Below are 13,443 nucleotides of genomic sequence, written 5' to 3'. Positions count from 1 at the left end.
CCCTGGCCGTCATTGGAGTGGATGAATGCGCGCTCCGACTCAGCCCCAGGCTGCTCGGCTCACCCCCACACAAATCTTAATCTTAATCTTCATCCTCTCTGAGTACCCGGGAAGGCCGCTCCATCCAAGCCTTCCGGGCGATGGGTCCCCTCCCCCACCGGCCCTCCTCCACGCGGGCCTGCCCCACACCGATCGTCCAGGGCCAGACCCACTCCCCGTCGCCGGTGTGGGCGCTGTCCGAGGCAGGCCCACGGCCGTAAGCGGTGACCCCCCGCGCGCGCATCTGGTACCGAATCCGCCCGCTTTCATTCACATTTCAGACGAGACGATGTGTAACCGTTGACATTCCGGTTTGCATGCACTCTCAGCCCCGAGTGTCATCATGAGCCCATGCTCCGTCGATCCTCGGGACCCCTGGCCTGCGGCGCCGCGCTCCTGGGCGCGCTCGCGGGGTGCACCATGGCCAACCCGCGCTTCGACCTCGGCGCGGACGCCCAGAGCGTCGCGGGGGAGACTTCGGGAGAGGGAGTGGGAGAAGACGAGCTCGGAGACACCAGCTCCGAGAGCAGCGCCGAAGACACCACCGCGCAGCCCGAGACCGACTCGACCGCGTCCGACGACGAGTGCCCGCCCGGCGAGCTCGCGTGCGACGGCAGCTGCGTCCCGGCCGGAACCCAGGACCACTGCGAGGGCTGCGAGCCCTGCGACGGCCTGTGCGTCGACGGCACCTGCCACCCCGAGCAAGCGCACCTCGTGTTCGTGACCAGCGTCGAAGTCTCGGGCAACTTCCAGGGCATCCAGGGCGGAGACGAGTTCTGCGCGATCGCGGCCGGGCTCGGCGACGGCCTGCCCGAGGGGCCGTGGCTGGCCTGGCTCGGCGACGGTCGGGTGTCCACGGCCGACGCCTTCGGGCCCGGCAGCGTGTTCGTGCGCGTCGACGGGGTCGTGATCGCCGAGGGCCTCGAGGACCTGCTCGACGGAGAGCTCGACGCGCCCATCAACCTCACCGAGGCCGGCCACCCCCTACCCGGCTCGCTGTGCGATCAGAAGGTCTGGACCGGGCTCACGCCGGAGGGCGACGTCGTGCAGTACGACTGCCAGGGCTGGACCACCGGCGGCGCCCAGGGCACGGTCGGCTCGGCCCACGCCACCGACGCTCAGTGGGCCGAGGCGACGAGCTGCGGCCTCCATGACTGCCACGCCTCCGCGGCCCTCTACTGCATCCACGCCGGCTGAACCCTGCGAGCTCGGCGAGCGTAAACTGTCCCCGTGCGCGCCCGCTCGACCCTCCTCGCCTCCGGACTCCTGCTCGGCCTCAGCGCCTGCGTCCTCCCCCCGCCCGCGGCCCGCTGCGAGGTCGTGGTCAACACCGCCGAGGCCACCCAGACCCACCTGATGACCCCGGACAGCCGCGAGTACAGCCTGCTCGCGGACGAGGTCGTGACCACCGTCGAGCGCATGTTCGCGGCCATGCGCGAGCACGACGTCCCCACCCTCGAGGCCCTCGTCGCCGACGGGGCCGTCATCGTCCGCGTGGGCCGAGGTGAGGCCGGCGAGGTCCGCCACCAGGTCGTCCCCCGCGAGGCCTTCATCGCCGGGACCGCCGGCGATGGTCCGGTCATCGACGAGCGCTTCACCGCCCCGCCCAAGGTCCGCATCGACGGGCCCATGGCGACGCTGTGGGGCGAGTACGACGTGCGGGTCGACGGGGAGTTCCGCCACTGCGGCGTGGACGCGGTCCAGCTCGCGCGGCTAGAGGGGCGCTGGCGGGTCACGGCGCTGACCTACACCGAGCACCGCTCGGGCTGCCCCGGACAGCCCGACCCCGCGCCACAGCCCGCTGCGCCAGCCGCTGCTCCAGGGACGTGAGCCCCCGCCCTCACTTGGTGACCGGCAGCTTTCGCCCAGCCCGGGAGCCGTGCCCCCCCGCGATGTCGGCGAAGAAGTCGTTGCCCTTGTCGTCGACGATGATGAAGGCCGGGAAGTTCTCCACGCGGATCTTCCAGATGGCCTCCATGCCCAGCTCCGGGTACTCGAGCACCTCGACGTGCTTGATGCAGTCCTGGGCCAGGCGCGCCGCGGGGCCGCCGATGCTGCCCAGGTAAAAGCCCCCGTTGGCCTCGCAGCTGTCGGTCACCTGCTTGGAGCGGTTGCCCTTGGCGAGCATCACCATGGAGCCGCCCTCGGGCTGGAACAGGGGCACGTAGGGGTCCATGCGCGCCGCCGTGGTCGGGCCGAAGGAGCCGCTGGCCATGCCCTCGGGGGTCTTGGCCGGGCCGGCGTAGTAGACGATGTGCTCGCGGAAGTAGGCCGGCAGCTCGCCCTCGGCGGCGAGGCGCTCCTTGAGCTTGGCGTGGGCGATGTCGCGGCCGACGATGATGTGGCCCGAGAGCGACAGCCGGGTCTTGATGGGGTACTTGCTCAGCTCGGCGCGCAGCTCGTCCATGGACATGCTGTCGAGGTCGATCTCGACGACCTCGCTGGACAGGTCCTCGGCCGTGGGCGCGGGCAGGTACTGAGCCGGATCGGCCTCGAGCTTCTCGAGGAAGATGCCCTCGGCGGTGATCTTGGCCTTGGCCTGGCGGTCCGCCGAGCAGGACACGCCGATGCCCACGGGGCAGCTCGCGCCGTGGCGAGGCAGACGGATCACCCGGACGTCGTGGCAAAAGTACTTGCCGCCGAACTGGGCCCCGATCCCGGTCTTGCGCGCGATCTCGAGGACCTGGGCCTCGAGCTCGCGGTCGCGGAAGCCGTGCCCCGTCTCCGAGCCCTGGGCCGGCAGGCTGTCGAGGTAGCGGGCCGAGGCCAGCTTGACGGTCTTGAGGTTGTGCTCCGCCGAGGTCCCGCCGACGACGATGGCGAGGTGGTAGGGCGGGCAGGCGGCCGTGCCCAGGGTGCGGATCTTGGCGTCGATGAAGGCCAGCAGGCTCTCGGGGTTCAGCAGCGCCTTGGTCTCCTGATACAGGTACGTTTTATTGGCCGAGCCGCCGCCCTTGGCCATGAACAGGAACTCGTAGCTGAGCTCCTTTTTGGCCTTGGTCTCGGCGTAGAGCTCGATCTGCGCCGGGAGGTTGTTGCGCGTGTTCTTCTCCTCGTACATCGACAAGGGCGCGAGCTGGGAGTAGCGCAGGTTCGACTCCGTGTAGGTGTCGTAGATGCCCCGGCTCAGGGCCTCGTCGTCGCCGCCCCCGGTCCACACGCGCTGGCCCTTTTTGCCCATCACGATGGCCGTGCCCGTGTCCTGGCACATCGGCAGCACGCCGGACGAGGCGATGACCGCGTTTTGCAGCAGGTCGCGGGCGACGAAGCGATCGTTGGCCGTGGCCTCGGGGTCGTCGAGGATGGTCGAGAGCTGGCGCAGGTGACCCGGGCGCAGCTTGTGGGCGATGGCCTTCATCGCCTCCCGGGCCAGCAGGCGCAGCCCCTCGGGCGCGACCTTCAGCATGGTCTCCTCGCCGAACTGGACCACCTCGACGTGCTCTTTGGTCAGCAGCTCGTAGGGGGTGTCGTCGTCGGCGAGGGGCAGCAGCGGGGTGTGGGCGAAGTCAGCCATGATCGGGGGAAGCATCCCCGCTCGTCACCCCGCGATCAAGTTGGGCGCGCGCGCCCTACTCCAGCGGCGCCTCGACGCGCGTGAAGCTCCAGCTGCCCACGCCCTCGGTCGCGGCGGAGTAGCCAAAGGAGCCGGTCAGCGCCGTGTCGTCGCGGTTGATCAGCAGCCAGCCGTGGCCGCGGCTGCCCAGGCCGTCTTGCCAGGTGAACAGCGCCCGGTTGCTGGCGACCGCCTCGTCCTCCGGCGTGCTCACGTAGGACTGCTCGATGAGCATGGTGTACTCGGTGTTCGAGTCGAGGGTCGTGAACGAGCCGTAGTAATTGCGGTCGTCGAGGGGGCCGATGACCAGCGTGCCGCGCAGGCCCGCGACGTCTCCCCGCCACTCGCCCTCGAAGTCCGGATCGATCTCGTAGACCGAGGCCACCGGGTAGTTGGGGCGGCGAAAATTCCCCGTCCCGGAGCCGCCCGAGCCGCCCCCCCGCCCGGGGCAAGCCGAGCCCACCGCGAGCGCGACCAGCAGGCCCAGGCGCACGAGCGCGACGCCCCCGCGCCCTCCCGGGCGGCTCCGCCTGACCTCGCCCGCGCGCACGAGCCCGGCATAACACGGGGCGCCGGGAAAGGCAGGGGCGTGCGCCGCGGACCACCCTCCCCCACGCGCCAAGGGGGAATTCGCCCCGCTGCGGACCGCGTCGGCCCCCTCCGGGCCCCGCCTTTTCCCGACCTCCATCCCCAGCTATGCTCGCGCACCGATGGTCCAGGCTCCCGTCACCGAGCTCCGCTCGATCCTCCCGGTGCTCGTCTCGGTGACCCTCCTCGCCGCCTCGACCCCCGTCCAGGCTGGCCAGGGCGCGCCCGAGGCCGACGCGCCCGCGGAACAGCCCGAGCCCGAGACCCTCGACGTCGATCCCACCGTCGCCGAGGTCGAGGAGCCCGAGCAGGATCCCGGCAACCGAGGCGGCGGCGTCGCGGGCAGCATCGTCGATCCCGACGACCCCAACGCGAGCCGGGCCCAGTCGGACCTCGAGGGCGAGAGCCTCGACGACAACGTCGCCGGCGTGCCCGAGCGCCTGCCCAAGCTCCAGACCGCCGGGTGGTGGACGACCTTCGGCGCCATCGCTCTGGCGACCACCGGCGGCGTGCTCGCGGGGGTCGCCGAGGCCCGCGAGGACGAGGCCGAGCGCCTCGCCTTTGGCTTCGACATCGAGAGCGGCACGTCCAACCTCTACGCCGACGTCGCCGACGACTACGATCAGGTCCTCCAGGAAGGGCGCACCTACGAGGCCGCCGCCCGCGGGCTGATCATCGCCGGCGGCGTCACCTTGCTCGTCGGCGTGGGCCTGTTCATCGCCGACGGGGTCCAGCGCAAGCGCGGCGAGGCCAAGCCCGGCGCGGGCGAGGCCAAGCTGCAATTCGAACCGGGCGCGGGCGGCCTGCGCCTGCGCTTTTGAGCGATCATGCGCGACTCTCGACTCAGAGACTGTGAACCCATCCGCGCCCCCGCGAGCGGGGGCGACCCCATGCCCTCTCATGGCCACGAACTCCATTGCCCCACGACCAAAGCGGAGGAGCGGACAGCGACGAAGCGCCCCCGGTCCCGAGACCTCTGTGGGGGCAAAGCAGAGCTCAGCCTGATTTTCCTGGCCGGCCTCGGCCTGTTCCTGGGCGCCCTCGCCTCGACCCAGGCCTGCTTCCTGCCGCCCAGCGGCGACGTGCTGTTCGCCTGCGTCCCCGACGACCCCGACGGCCGGGACGCCTGCCCCGAGGGCTACAGCTGCGAGGCCGACGGCTGCTGCCACAAGGACGGCTCCGACGTGGAGGCGAACTTTGGCGACTGCGCCGTGGGTGGGGCCTCCCAAGATGGCGACACCGGCACCGAGGGCGACACCGGCACCGAGGGCGACGCCGGCACCGAGGCGGAGTCCGAGTCGAGCTCGGACACCACCGACACCACCACGGACAGCTCGGAGGCCGATACGGACACGGGCACAGAGACCGATACCGGTACGGACACCGGCTCGGATACGGGCACCGACGCCGACACGGGCACCGAGACCGATAGCACGGGCGGCTGAGCCAGCTGACGGCGCGAGACCAACCGCGCGAGCGGGGGTCCGCGCCTTGCCGGGGCGCCCCCGAGGCGGTACAAGCCGAGCAGCGAAAGGCACGCGTGGGACTCAAAGAACTCTTCGGATTCGGTGGCGGCGGCGGCGGGCGCAAGACCAAGGTCGACCGCCTGACCAAGCGCGTCACCAACCAGTACGCGCAGTCGCCCGACCGCTACGCCGCGATGGAGGACCTCATCAAGCTCGGCGCGGAGACTTGGGAGAAGGCCCTCAAGCTCCCCGAGGGTAGCGAGGAGCGCAAGGCCCTCGAGACCAAGGCGGAGGACTGCTACATCGCCCTGCTCAAGCGCTTCTCCATGGTCGCCAGCAAGACCATCGAGGACGAGGAGGAGAAGGGCTGGCTCTACCGGCGGCTGACCGCCATCGGCAAGCCGATGCTCAGCCCGATCCGCCGCTACGTCGTCGACGCCGAGGGCATCGCCTGGAGCCTGCGCATCGTCGAGGACGTGGCCGGCGAGGCCGAGGAGTGGGAGATCCTCGACGTCCTGCTCGAGGCCCACCCACCCGGCTATGAGCGCGACAACCGGGCCAAGCGCCAGATGCTGATGCACCTCAAGGAGATCGACGACCCCCGCGTCCGCGATCTCCTCGCCAGCTACCTCGGGGACCCCGAGGAGGACATCCGCTTTTTCTGCACCGAGGCGCTCATCGAAAACGCCGAGCCCGAGTCCCTCGAGCCCCTGATCGCTCACCTCGCCAGCGGCGAAGAGTCCCTGCGTCTGCGCCGGCGCATCCTCGACGGCTTCGCGGACCTGGGCTGGGACCTGTCCGCCCACGCCGCCGCCGTGCGCCAGAACCTCGACGAAGACCACAGCTTCGACGGGGCCAAGGTCCACCGGACCTAAATTTTCCCCGGGCGTCCCCGGACCGGGCGCTTCGCTCTATGCTCGGGGCGTGCACCCGAGACTGTCCTGCGTGCTGGCCCTGGCGACGCTCGGCGCCGCGGCCTGCGTCGATCCCCCGCGGCGCGTCGACGAGCTCGACGGCCCCGCGATGCTCCCCGAGATCGCCCTCGCCAACGCCGAGGGCCTCGAGCCCGGGACCCCCGTGTGGGCCCTCGGCGTGCACGTCGGGACCGTCGAGTCCCTCCAAGTTCGCGCCAACGCCGTGATCGTCCACGCCCGCGCCGAGGGCGAGCACGATCCCGGCTTCGCCGCGGACGCGTGCGCGGTGGTCGAGGACGGCGCCCTGAAGCTCGAGCTCGGCGGCCGCGTCGGGGAGCCCTTCGACGCCCTCGAGGGGCCGCTCCCGCCCTGCTCCCAGGCCGCTCCGGAGGCCACGCCCAAGCCAGAGCCAGAGCCGGAGCCCGAGCCGGAACCGATCGCAAAACTGGAACCGGGAGAGGTCGAGCCCATCCCCGTCGAGGCCGACGACCCCGGGCCCACGCCCGGGCCCGGCGCGCAGCCAGGCACGCCCCCAGCCGCGAAGCCCCCGGTCATTCAGAGCGAGCGCTGCGGCGACGGCTTGGGCTGGACCGTGCTCGCCTACACAGCGGTGAATCCGCAGCCCCTGCACCTGCCCGAGGGCGGCTGGCGGGCCAAGATCCGCTTCACCAACGACAGCGGGATCTTCGTCGAGATGGACGCCGTGGACACCGCGGCGTTCATGGACCCCCAGGGCGGCGTCCTCGACGTGGCCACGCTGCCCGGGAGCAAGGACTGGTTCATGCCCTTTTCGCTCCCGGCGCACGCCAACAAGACCGTGACCGTGACCTTCCACGCGGATGGTGACGATCCCCCGGATCTACATCGGGTCCGTTACAGCTACCGCTGCGGCTGATCGCCATTCACTCGATCCAGGCCCCCGCGAGCGATTGCGGGCGGGGGACGCACCGGGTAAGTAGCGGGCGCGCCATGCCCCGCCGCGATGACATCAAGCGTATCTGCGTCCTCGGCTCGGGCCCGATCGTGATCGGTCAGGCCTGCGAGTTCGACTACTCCGGCACCCAGGCGATCAAGGCCCTGCGTCAGGAGGGCTACGAGGTCGTGCTGATCAACTCGAACCCAGCGACGATCATGACCGATCCGGAGCTGGCCGACGAGACCTACGTCCGCCCGCTGACGCCGGACGACCTCGACCAGGTCCTGCGCGAGTCCAAGCCCGACGCCGTGCTCCCCACCGTCGGCGGACAGACGGCCCTCAACCTCGCCCTCGAGGCCGGGCGCCGCGGCATCTTCGAGCACCACGGCGTCGAGCTGCTCGGCGCGCCCCTCGAGGTGATCGAGAAGGCCGAGGACCGCGACCGCTTCAAGGCCCTGATGGTCAGCATCGGCCTCGAGGTCCCGCGCTCCTTCTACGTCCACGACATGGCCGAGGCCCGCGACGCCCTCGACGAGATCGGCTTCCCGGCCATCATCCGCCCGAGCTTCACCATGGGCGGCGCGGGGGCGGCCATCGCCTACAACCGCGAAGAGTTCGAGAAGATGGCGGCCCACGCCCTGAGCGAGTCGCTGCGCTCCGAGGCGCTCATCGAGGAGTCCGTGCTCGGCTGGAAGGAGTACGAGCTCGAGGTCATGCGCGACGGCAAGGACAACTTCGTCGTCATCTGCGCCATCGAGAACCTCGACCCCATGGGCGTGCACACCGGCGACTCCGTCACCCTGGCGCCGGCGCTGACGCTCACGGACAAGGAGTACCAGCACATGCGCACGGCCGCGGCCGCGGTCGTCAACGCCGTCGGCGTGACCACGGGCGGGTGCAACATCCAGTTCGCCTTCGACCCCGAGTCCGGGCGGATGATCGTCATCGAGATGAACCCCCGGGTCAGCCGCTCCTCGGCGCTGGCGTCCAAGGCCACGGGCTTCCCCATCGCCAAGTTCGCGGCCAAGCTCGCCGTCGGCTACACCCTCGACGAGCTCGACAACGACATCACCAAGGTCACCCCGGCCAGCTTCGAGCCGAGCATCGACTACATCGTCACCAAGATCCCGCGCTTCGCGTTCGAGAAGTTCAAGGGCGCCGACGACACGCTGACCATCCAGATGAAGTCCGTGGGCGAGGCCATGGCCATCGGCCGCACCGTCCGCGAGTCCCTCGGCAAGGCCATGCGGTCCATGGAGACCGAGACCTGGGGCTTCGACATCGACGTCGGCGAGGCGGACCTCGACCGCCTCGAGGCGCTGATCAGCCGGCCCTCGCCCCAGCGCCTGTGGCTCATCGGCGAGGCCCTGCGCCAGGGCATGAGCATCGAGCGGGTCCACCAGCGGACCAAGATCGACCCCTGGTTCCTGCACCACATCGCCGCGATCGTCGAGCTCGAGGAGCGCATCGCCAAGGGCCCGCGGGGCAAGGTCCCCGCCCCCGCCGCGCTGCTCGAGGCCAAGCGCGGCGGCCTGTCCGACCCGCGCATCGCCGCGCTGTGCGGCAGCTCCGAGGACGCCGTCCGCGAGCGCCGGCTGCAGGCGGGCGTGCGCCCGGTCTACAAGACCATCGACACCTGCGCCGCCGAGTTCGAGGCGCACACGCCCTACCTCTACTCGACCTACGAAGAGGAGGACGAGTCGAACATCAGCGACCGCAAGAAGGTCGTGATCCTCGGCGGCGGGCCCAACCGCATCGGCCAGGGCATCGAGTTCGACTACTGCTGCTGCCACGCCGCCTTCGCCCTGCGCGACGCCGGCTTCGAGACCATCATGGTCAACTGCAACCCGGAGACGGTGTCGACGGACTACGACACCTCGGACCGGCTCTACTTCGAGCCCCTGACCCGGGAGAACGTGCTCGACATCCTCGACCTCGAGGCGCGCTCGGGCGAGATCGTCGGCGTGCTCGTGCAGTTCGGCGGCCAGACCCCGCTCAAGCTGGCCTCGGCCATCGAGCGCGCGGGCTACTCCCTGCTCGGGACCCCGGCCGACTCCATCGACCGGGCCGAGGACCGCGGCCGCTTCGGCGAGCTGGTCACCCGCCTGGGCCTGCACGCGCCGCGCTGGGGCGTGGCCCGCTCGCCCGAAGAGGCCTTCAACATCGCCCACCAGATCGGCTTCCCGGTGCTCGTCCGGCCCAGCTACGTCCTGGGCGGCCGGGCCATGGAGATCGTCCACTCCGACGAGCAGCTCGACAGCTACATGAAGCTGGCCGTGCGCGCGTCGCCGGACCACCCCGTGCTGATCGACGAGTTCCTCGCCCACGCCGTCGAGTTCGACGTCGACGCCGTCGCCGACGGCAAGGACGTGGTCATCGCCGGGATCATGGAGCACGTCGAGGAGGCCGGGATCCACTCCGGCGACTCGACCTGCTGCATGCCCCCGGTCAGCGTCGGCCACGAGACCCTGAAGGTCATCCGCGAGACCACCGAGAGCCTCGCCCGCGAGCTCGGCGTGGTCGGCCTGATGAACGTGCAGTACGCCCTCAAGGGCGAGCGCCTGTACATCCTCGAGGTCAACCCCCGCGGCTCGCGGACCGTGCCCTTCGTGTCCAAGGCCGTGGGCACCGCCTTCGCCAAGATCGCGGCCCTGGTCGGCGCGGGCAAGAGCCTCGCCGAGCTCGGCGTCGAAGAGCGCGTGCCCGAGCACGTCTCGGTCAAGGTCCCGGTGTTCCCCTTCGTGAAGTTCCCCGGCGTCGACGTGCTGCTCTCCCCGGAGATGCGCAGCACCGGCGAGGTCATGGGCATCGCCAAGGACTTCGGCGCGGCCTTCAACGCCGGCATGGCCGGCGCGGGCGTGCACCTGCCCCAGGGCGGGCGGGTGTTCATCAGCGTGGCCAACTCCGACAAGCAGGCGGTCATCCCCGTGGCCAAGCACCTGCGCCGCCTCGGCTTCGAGATCATCGCCACCCGCGGCACCGCCCGGAAGCTCGAGGCCGCCGGCATCGCCTGCGCCCAGGTCAACAAGGTCGCCGAGGGCCGCCCGCACATCGTCGATCGCATCGTCAACGGCGACCTGACCCTCGTCGTGAACACCACCGACGGCGAGCAGGCGGCCCGGGACTCGCTGTCGATCCGCCGCAGCGCCCTGGCGATGCGCGTGCCCTACTTCACGACCCTCGCCGGGGCCCAGGCGGCGGCGCACGCCATCGAGGCCAGCCGCAGCCAGGGGCGGGTGCTCCCGGCGGTGTCGCTGCAGGACTACCACCAGCGGCCGTCCTTCGCGGCCGGCGAAGAGCCCGACGCGCGCGAGCGCTTCCGCGGGTAGGCGCGCCCGCGCCGGCGTCTCGGACCCGTCTCCAAGGGCCGAGCTTCGTCGCCTCACGCTGCCCCCGAGCGACCCGAGCAGCGCCTGGACCGGCGCCATGCTGAGGACGCCGAGCCCGGCTGCGCCGAGGGCTCGACCAGCGAAGCGATCAGCTTCATCCACCGCAGTACGCAGGCCTCGGCGCGTGCTCCCTGCCCTGAGCGCCGCGCGTCAGTCCGCGTCGCCCTGCTCGGCGCTCGCCGCCCGCCCGCGCCCCTCGCTGAAGGCACGGTCCACGGCGACGGCCAGCTCTGGCAGCCAACTATCCGGCACCGCCGCGACCAGCTTGGCCGCGAGCTCGGGGCTCTCGAGCAACGCCGGCAGCTCGAGCAGCAGCGACTCGAGGCGCGGATAGGTCGGCGCCTTTTGAACCCCTCGCCAGCGCTCGGCCTCGTAGCTCTGCAGACCCAGGGCTAGATCCACGAGCATGTCGATGTTCCCCGGCGGCGACTCGACCACGTCGGGCCAGCTCGCCATCGCGTCGCAGAGCGCCTCGTAGCTCGGCAGGTAGTCCAGGTCATGGTTGGGCCCGCTCGAGACCACGGCGTAGGTCCAGTACTTGCCCCGGCGAGCCTCGCCCGAGGGCGGTCCAGCCAGGCGAACGCTCGCTCCGTTGGCGTCGTCAAAGACCCGCAGCTCCCCCGTATGGCGACTCATGCCCACGCGAAACTCGGCGCCCACGGCCTCGCGCAGGTGGGGCTCGAGGGCGGCGTAGGTCAGGGGCTCGTCGTGGGGCACGACAAAAAATCGCATGTCCGGGTAGTAGTTCATGGCCATCACGTCGAAGGCGGCGGCGTAGACTCGGGCGTCGCCATGGCCATGCTCGCACGCCTTCGCAAGGAACACATCGTCGCGCCCGCAGGCTTCAACCGCTGGCGCGTCCCCCCGGCCTCCATCGCCATCCACCTGTGCATCGGCTCGGTCTACGCGTGGAGCATCTTCAACCCGCCGCTGACCCGGGCCCTCGGCGTGGTCGGGGCCTCGGCCGGCGACTGGCCGCTCGAGGCGGTCACCCGCATCTTCACCCTCGCCATCGTGTTCCTCGGCCTGGCCGCGGCGGTGGCCGGCAAGTGGCTCGAGGAGGTCGGCCCGCGCATGGTCGGGGTCGTGGCCGCGTGCCTGTGGGGCGGGGGCTTTTTGCTTGGCGGCCTGGGCATCCTCAGCCACCAGCTGTGGCTGGTCTACCTCGGCTACGGCGTGCTCGGAGGCTGCGGCCTGGGCCTGGGCTACGTGTCGCCGGTCAGCACGCTGATCCGCTGGTTCCCCGATCGCCGGGGCATGGCCACGGGCATGGCGATCATGGGCTTCGGCGGCGGGGCGATGATCGCCGCGCCCATGAAGCAGGCCCTGCTGCGGACCTTCTTTCGGGCCCCGGAGCACCTCGGCAGCGCCGACGCCGTCGCGCTGGTCACCGAGGGCGGCCGCCGCCTCGCCCAGCTCGCCGGAGGCAGCCGGGAGGTCGTGGTCCTCGGCGCCGAAGAAGCCGCCGCGATGAGCTCGAACCTCGGCCTGAGCGGCGACGCGGCCCTCGACGCGGGGGTCTACGCCGTGGGCACGGGCAGCACCGGCGCGGCCGAGACCTTCTTCGTGCTCGGGGCCCTCTACTTCGTGGTCATGCTCGTCGCCGCGTTCAGCTACCGCGTGCCCGCCGAGGGCTGGACCCCCGAGGGCTGGACGCCGCCGACTGAAGCCCAAGCCGACGATCAGATGATCACCACGCACCACGTGCACATCGACGAGGCCCATAAAACCCCGCAGTTTTGGCTGCTGTGGGTCGTGCTGTGCTTCAACGTCAGCGCCGGCATCGGGGTCATCGGCGTGGCCAAGACGATGATGAGCGAGATCTTCGGCACGACCTTGCCCGACATCGTCGACGGGACCTTCGCCGCGACCTACGTCTTGATGATCAGCGTGTTCAACATGGCCGGGCGCTTTTTGTGGGCCAGCGCCTCGGACAAGCTCGGGCGCAAGAACACCTACTACGCCTTCTTCGTCCTCGGCATCGCGCTGTACCTGTCGATCCCGCTGTGCGCCGCCCGAGTCAGCGCGTCCCCGGCCGTGGTCTGGCTGGTGGTCTTCTACGCCGCGACGATGATCATCTTCACCATGTACGGCGGCGGCTTTGCGACCATCCCCGCCTACCTCGCGGACATCTTCGGCACCAAGTACGTGGGCGGCATCCACGGCCGCCTGCTCACCGCGTGGAGCACCGCCGGCGTGCTCGGGCCCCTGGCCATCACCTCGCTGCGCGCCCGGGCCGTCGAGCGCGGCATCGAAGACCTCGCGGCGAAGGTCGACCCGGCGCGCTTCGAGGCCAGCTTCGGCGCGGGCGTGGACCAGCTGCCAGCGCTCATCGAGGCCAAGACGGTGACCCTCGCCAAGCTCGTCGCGATCGCGCCGCCCGGCACCGAGGACCCGACGGCGTCGGTCTACAACTCGACCATGTTCCTGATGGCCGGGCTTCTGCTCCTGGCCCTGGTCGCCAACGCCCTGGTCAAGCCCGTCGACCCCAGCCACCACATGGCCGAGGACGAGGGCTGACGTCCACGACTCAGAGACTGTCAACGAATCCGCCCCCGCTCGCGGGGGCGACCACCAG

General features: G+C 70.8%; 11 protein-coding genes. 8 read left to right on the top strand and 3 right to left on the bottom strand.

Going from position 1 to position 13,443, the window contains the following annotated elements; all coding sequences use genetic code 11:
• Nucleotides 1-390 precede the first annotated feature (390 nt).
• Together PPSIR1_RS21595 and PPSIR1_RS43425 are read left to right on the top strand one after the other, a co-directional pair.
• Nucleotides 391-1,236 (top strand): hypothetical protein, encoded by an 846-nt coding sequence (locus PPSIR1_RS21595; protein ID WP_157595805.1) that lies wholly within the window; start codon nt 391-393, stop codon nt 1,234-1,236.
• A 33-nt stretch (nt 1,237-1,269) separates the two neighbouring features.
• Nucleotides 1,270-1,869: a nuclear transport factor 2 family protein gene (locus PPSIR1_RS43425; RefSeq protein ID WP_006973281.1), complete on the top strand. Its 600-nt coding sequence runs from the start codon at nt 1,270-1,272 to the stop codon at nt 1,867-1,869.
• Between the two features lie 10 nt (nt 1,870-1,879).
• Here PPSIR1_RS43425 and PPSIR1_RS21585 read toward each other — a convergent pair whose 3' ends face one another.
• Together PPSIR1_RS21585 and PPSIR1_RS21580 are read right to left on the bottom strand one after the other, a co-directional pair.
• Nucleotides 1,880-3,553, bottom strand: a complete 1,674-nt coding sequence (locus tag PPSIR1_RS21585) for a fumarate hydratase (RefSeq protein ID WP_045116492.1) — start codon at nt 3,551-3,553, stop codon at nt 1,880-1,882.
• A 55-nt stretch (nt 3,554-3,608) separates the two neighbouring features.
• The gene (locus PPSIR1_RS21580; protein ID WP_157595804.1) at nt 3,609-4,142 is read right to left on the bottom strand and encodes a hypothetical protein; all 534 of its coding nucleotides are present in this window, start codon (nt 4,140-4,142) and stop codon (nt 3,609-3,611) included.
• Nucleotides 4,143-4,302: 160 nt separating this feature from the next.
• Between PPSIR1_RS21580 and PPSIR1_RS21575 the strand changes: the two genes are divergently transcribed.
• From PPSIR1_RS21575 to carB, 5 genes are all read left to right on the top strand, one after another.
• Nucleotides 4,303-5,001, top strand: coding sequence for a hypothetical protein (locus tag PPSIR1_RS21575; protein ID WP_006973278.1), 699 nt, complete (start codon nt 4,303-4,305; stop codon nt 4,999-5,001).
• Nucleotides 5,002-5,070: 69 nt separating this feature from the next.
• On the top strand, nt 5,071-5,625 hold the full coding sequence (locus PPSIR1_RS21570; RefSeq protein ID WP_006973277.1) for a hypothetical protein: 555 nt from the start codon (nt 5,071-5,073) through the stop codon (nt 5,623-5,625).
• A gap of 95 nt (nt 5,626-5,720) precedes the next feature.
• Nucleotides 5,721-6,521, top strand: a complete 801-nt coding sequence (locus PPSIR1_RS21565; RefSeq protein ID WP_006973276.1) for a HEAT repeat domain-containing protein — start codon at nt 5,721-5,723, stop codon at nt 6,519-6,521.
• Between the two features lie 49 nt (nt 6,522-6,570).
• Nucleotides 6,571-7,455, top strand: a complete 885-nt coding sequence (locus PPSIR1_RS43420; protein ID WP_157595803.1) for an MlaD family protein — start codon at nt 6,571-6,573, stop codon at nt 7,453-7,455.
• A 74-nt stretch (nt 7,456-7,529) separates the two neighbouring features.
• Complete coding sequence (gene carB, locus PPSIR1_RS21555) at nt 7,530-10,805, top strand: carbamoyl-phosphate synthase large subunit (RefSeq protein WP_006973274.1); 3,276 nt, start codon at nt 7,530-7,532, stop codon at nt 10,803-10,805.
• A gap of 210 nt (nt 10,806-11,015) precedes the next feature.
• Here the strand turns inward: carB and PPSIR1_RS21550 are convergent, their stop codons facing one another.
• Nucleotides 11,016-11,690, bottom strand: coding sequence for a hypothetical protein (locus PPSIR1_RS21550; RefSeq protein ID WP_157595802.1), 675 nt, complete (start codon nt 11,688-11,690; stop codon nt 11,016-11,018).
• On the opposite strand from PPSIR1_RS21550, the gene PPSIR1_RS21545 reads away from it, so the two are divergent.
• A complete protein-coding gene (locus PPSIR1_RS21545; protein WP_006973272.1) occupies nt 11,658-13,385 on the top strand; it encodes an OFA family MFS transporter in 1,728 nt (575 codons plus the stop codon). The two genes, PPSIR1_RS21550 and PPSIR1_RS21545, sit on opposite strands and share 33 nt — an antisense overlap.
• The last annotated feature ends 58 nt before the right edge of the window (nt 13,386-13,443 follow it).

Source organism: Plesiocystis pacifica SIR-1 (genome assembly GCF_000170895.1).
Classification (GTDB): domain Bacteria; phylum Myxococcota_A; class Polyangia; order Nannocystales; family Nannocystaceae; genus Plesiocystis; species Plesiocystis pacifica.
This window is presented reverse-complemented; position numbering and strand designations above follow the sequence as displayed.

Excerpts from the sequence above, each read along its gene's own strand:
- PPSIR1_RS21585 (WP_045116492.1), bottom strand. The coding sequence starts at position 3,553 with ATGGCTGACTTCGCCCACACCCCGCTGCTGCCCCTCGCCGACGACGAC.
- PPSIR1_RS21570 (WP_006973277.1), top strand. The coding sequence starts at position 5,071 with ATGCCCTCTCATGGCCACGAACTCCATTGCCCCACGACCAAAGCGGAG.
- PPSIR1_RS21545 (WP_006973272.1), top strand. The coding sequence starts at position 11,658 with ATGGCCATGCTCGCACGCCTTCGCAAGGAACACATCGTCGCGCCCGCA.
- PPSIR1_RS21575 (WP_006973278.1), top strand. The coding sequence starts at position 4,303 with ATGGTCCAGGCTCCCGTCACCGAGCTCCGCTCGATCCTCCCGGTGCTC.
- PPSIR1_RS21595 (WP_157595805.1), top strand. The coding sequence starts at position 391 with ATGCTCCGTCGATCCTCGGGACCCCTGGCCTGCGGCGCCGCGCTCCTG.
- carB (WP_006973274.1), top strand. The coding sequence starts at position 7,530 with ATGCCCCGCCGCGATGACATCAAGCGTATCTGCGTCCTCGGCTCGGGC.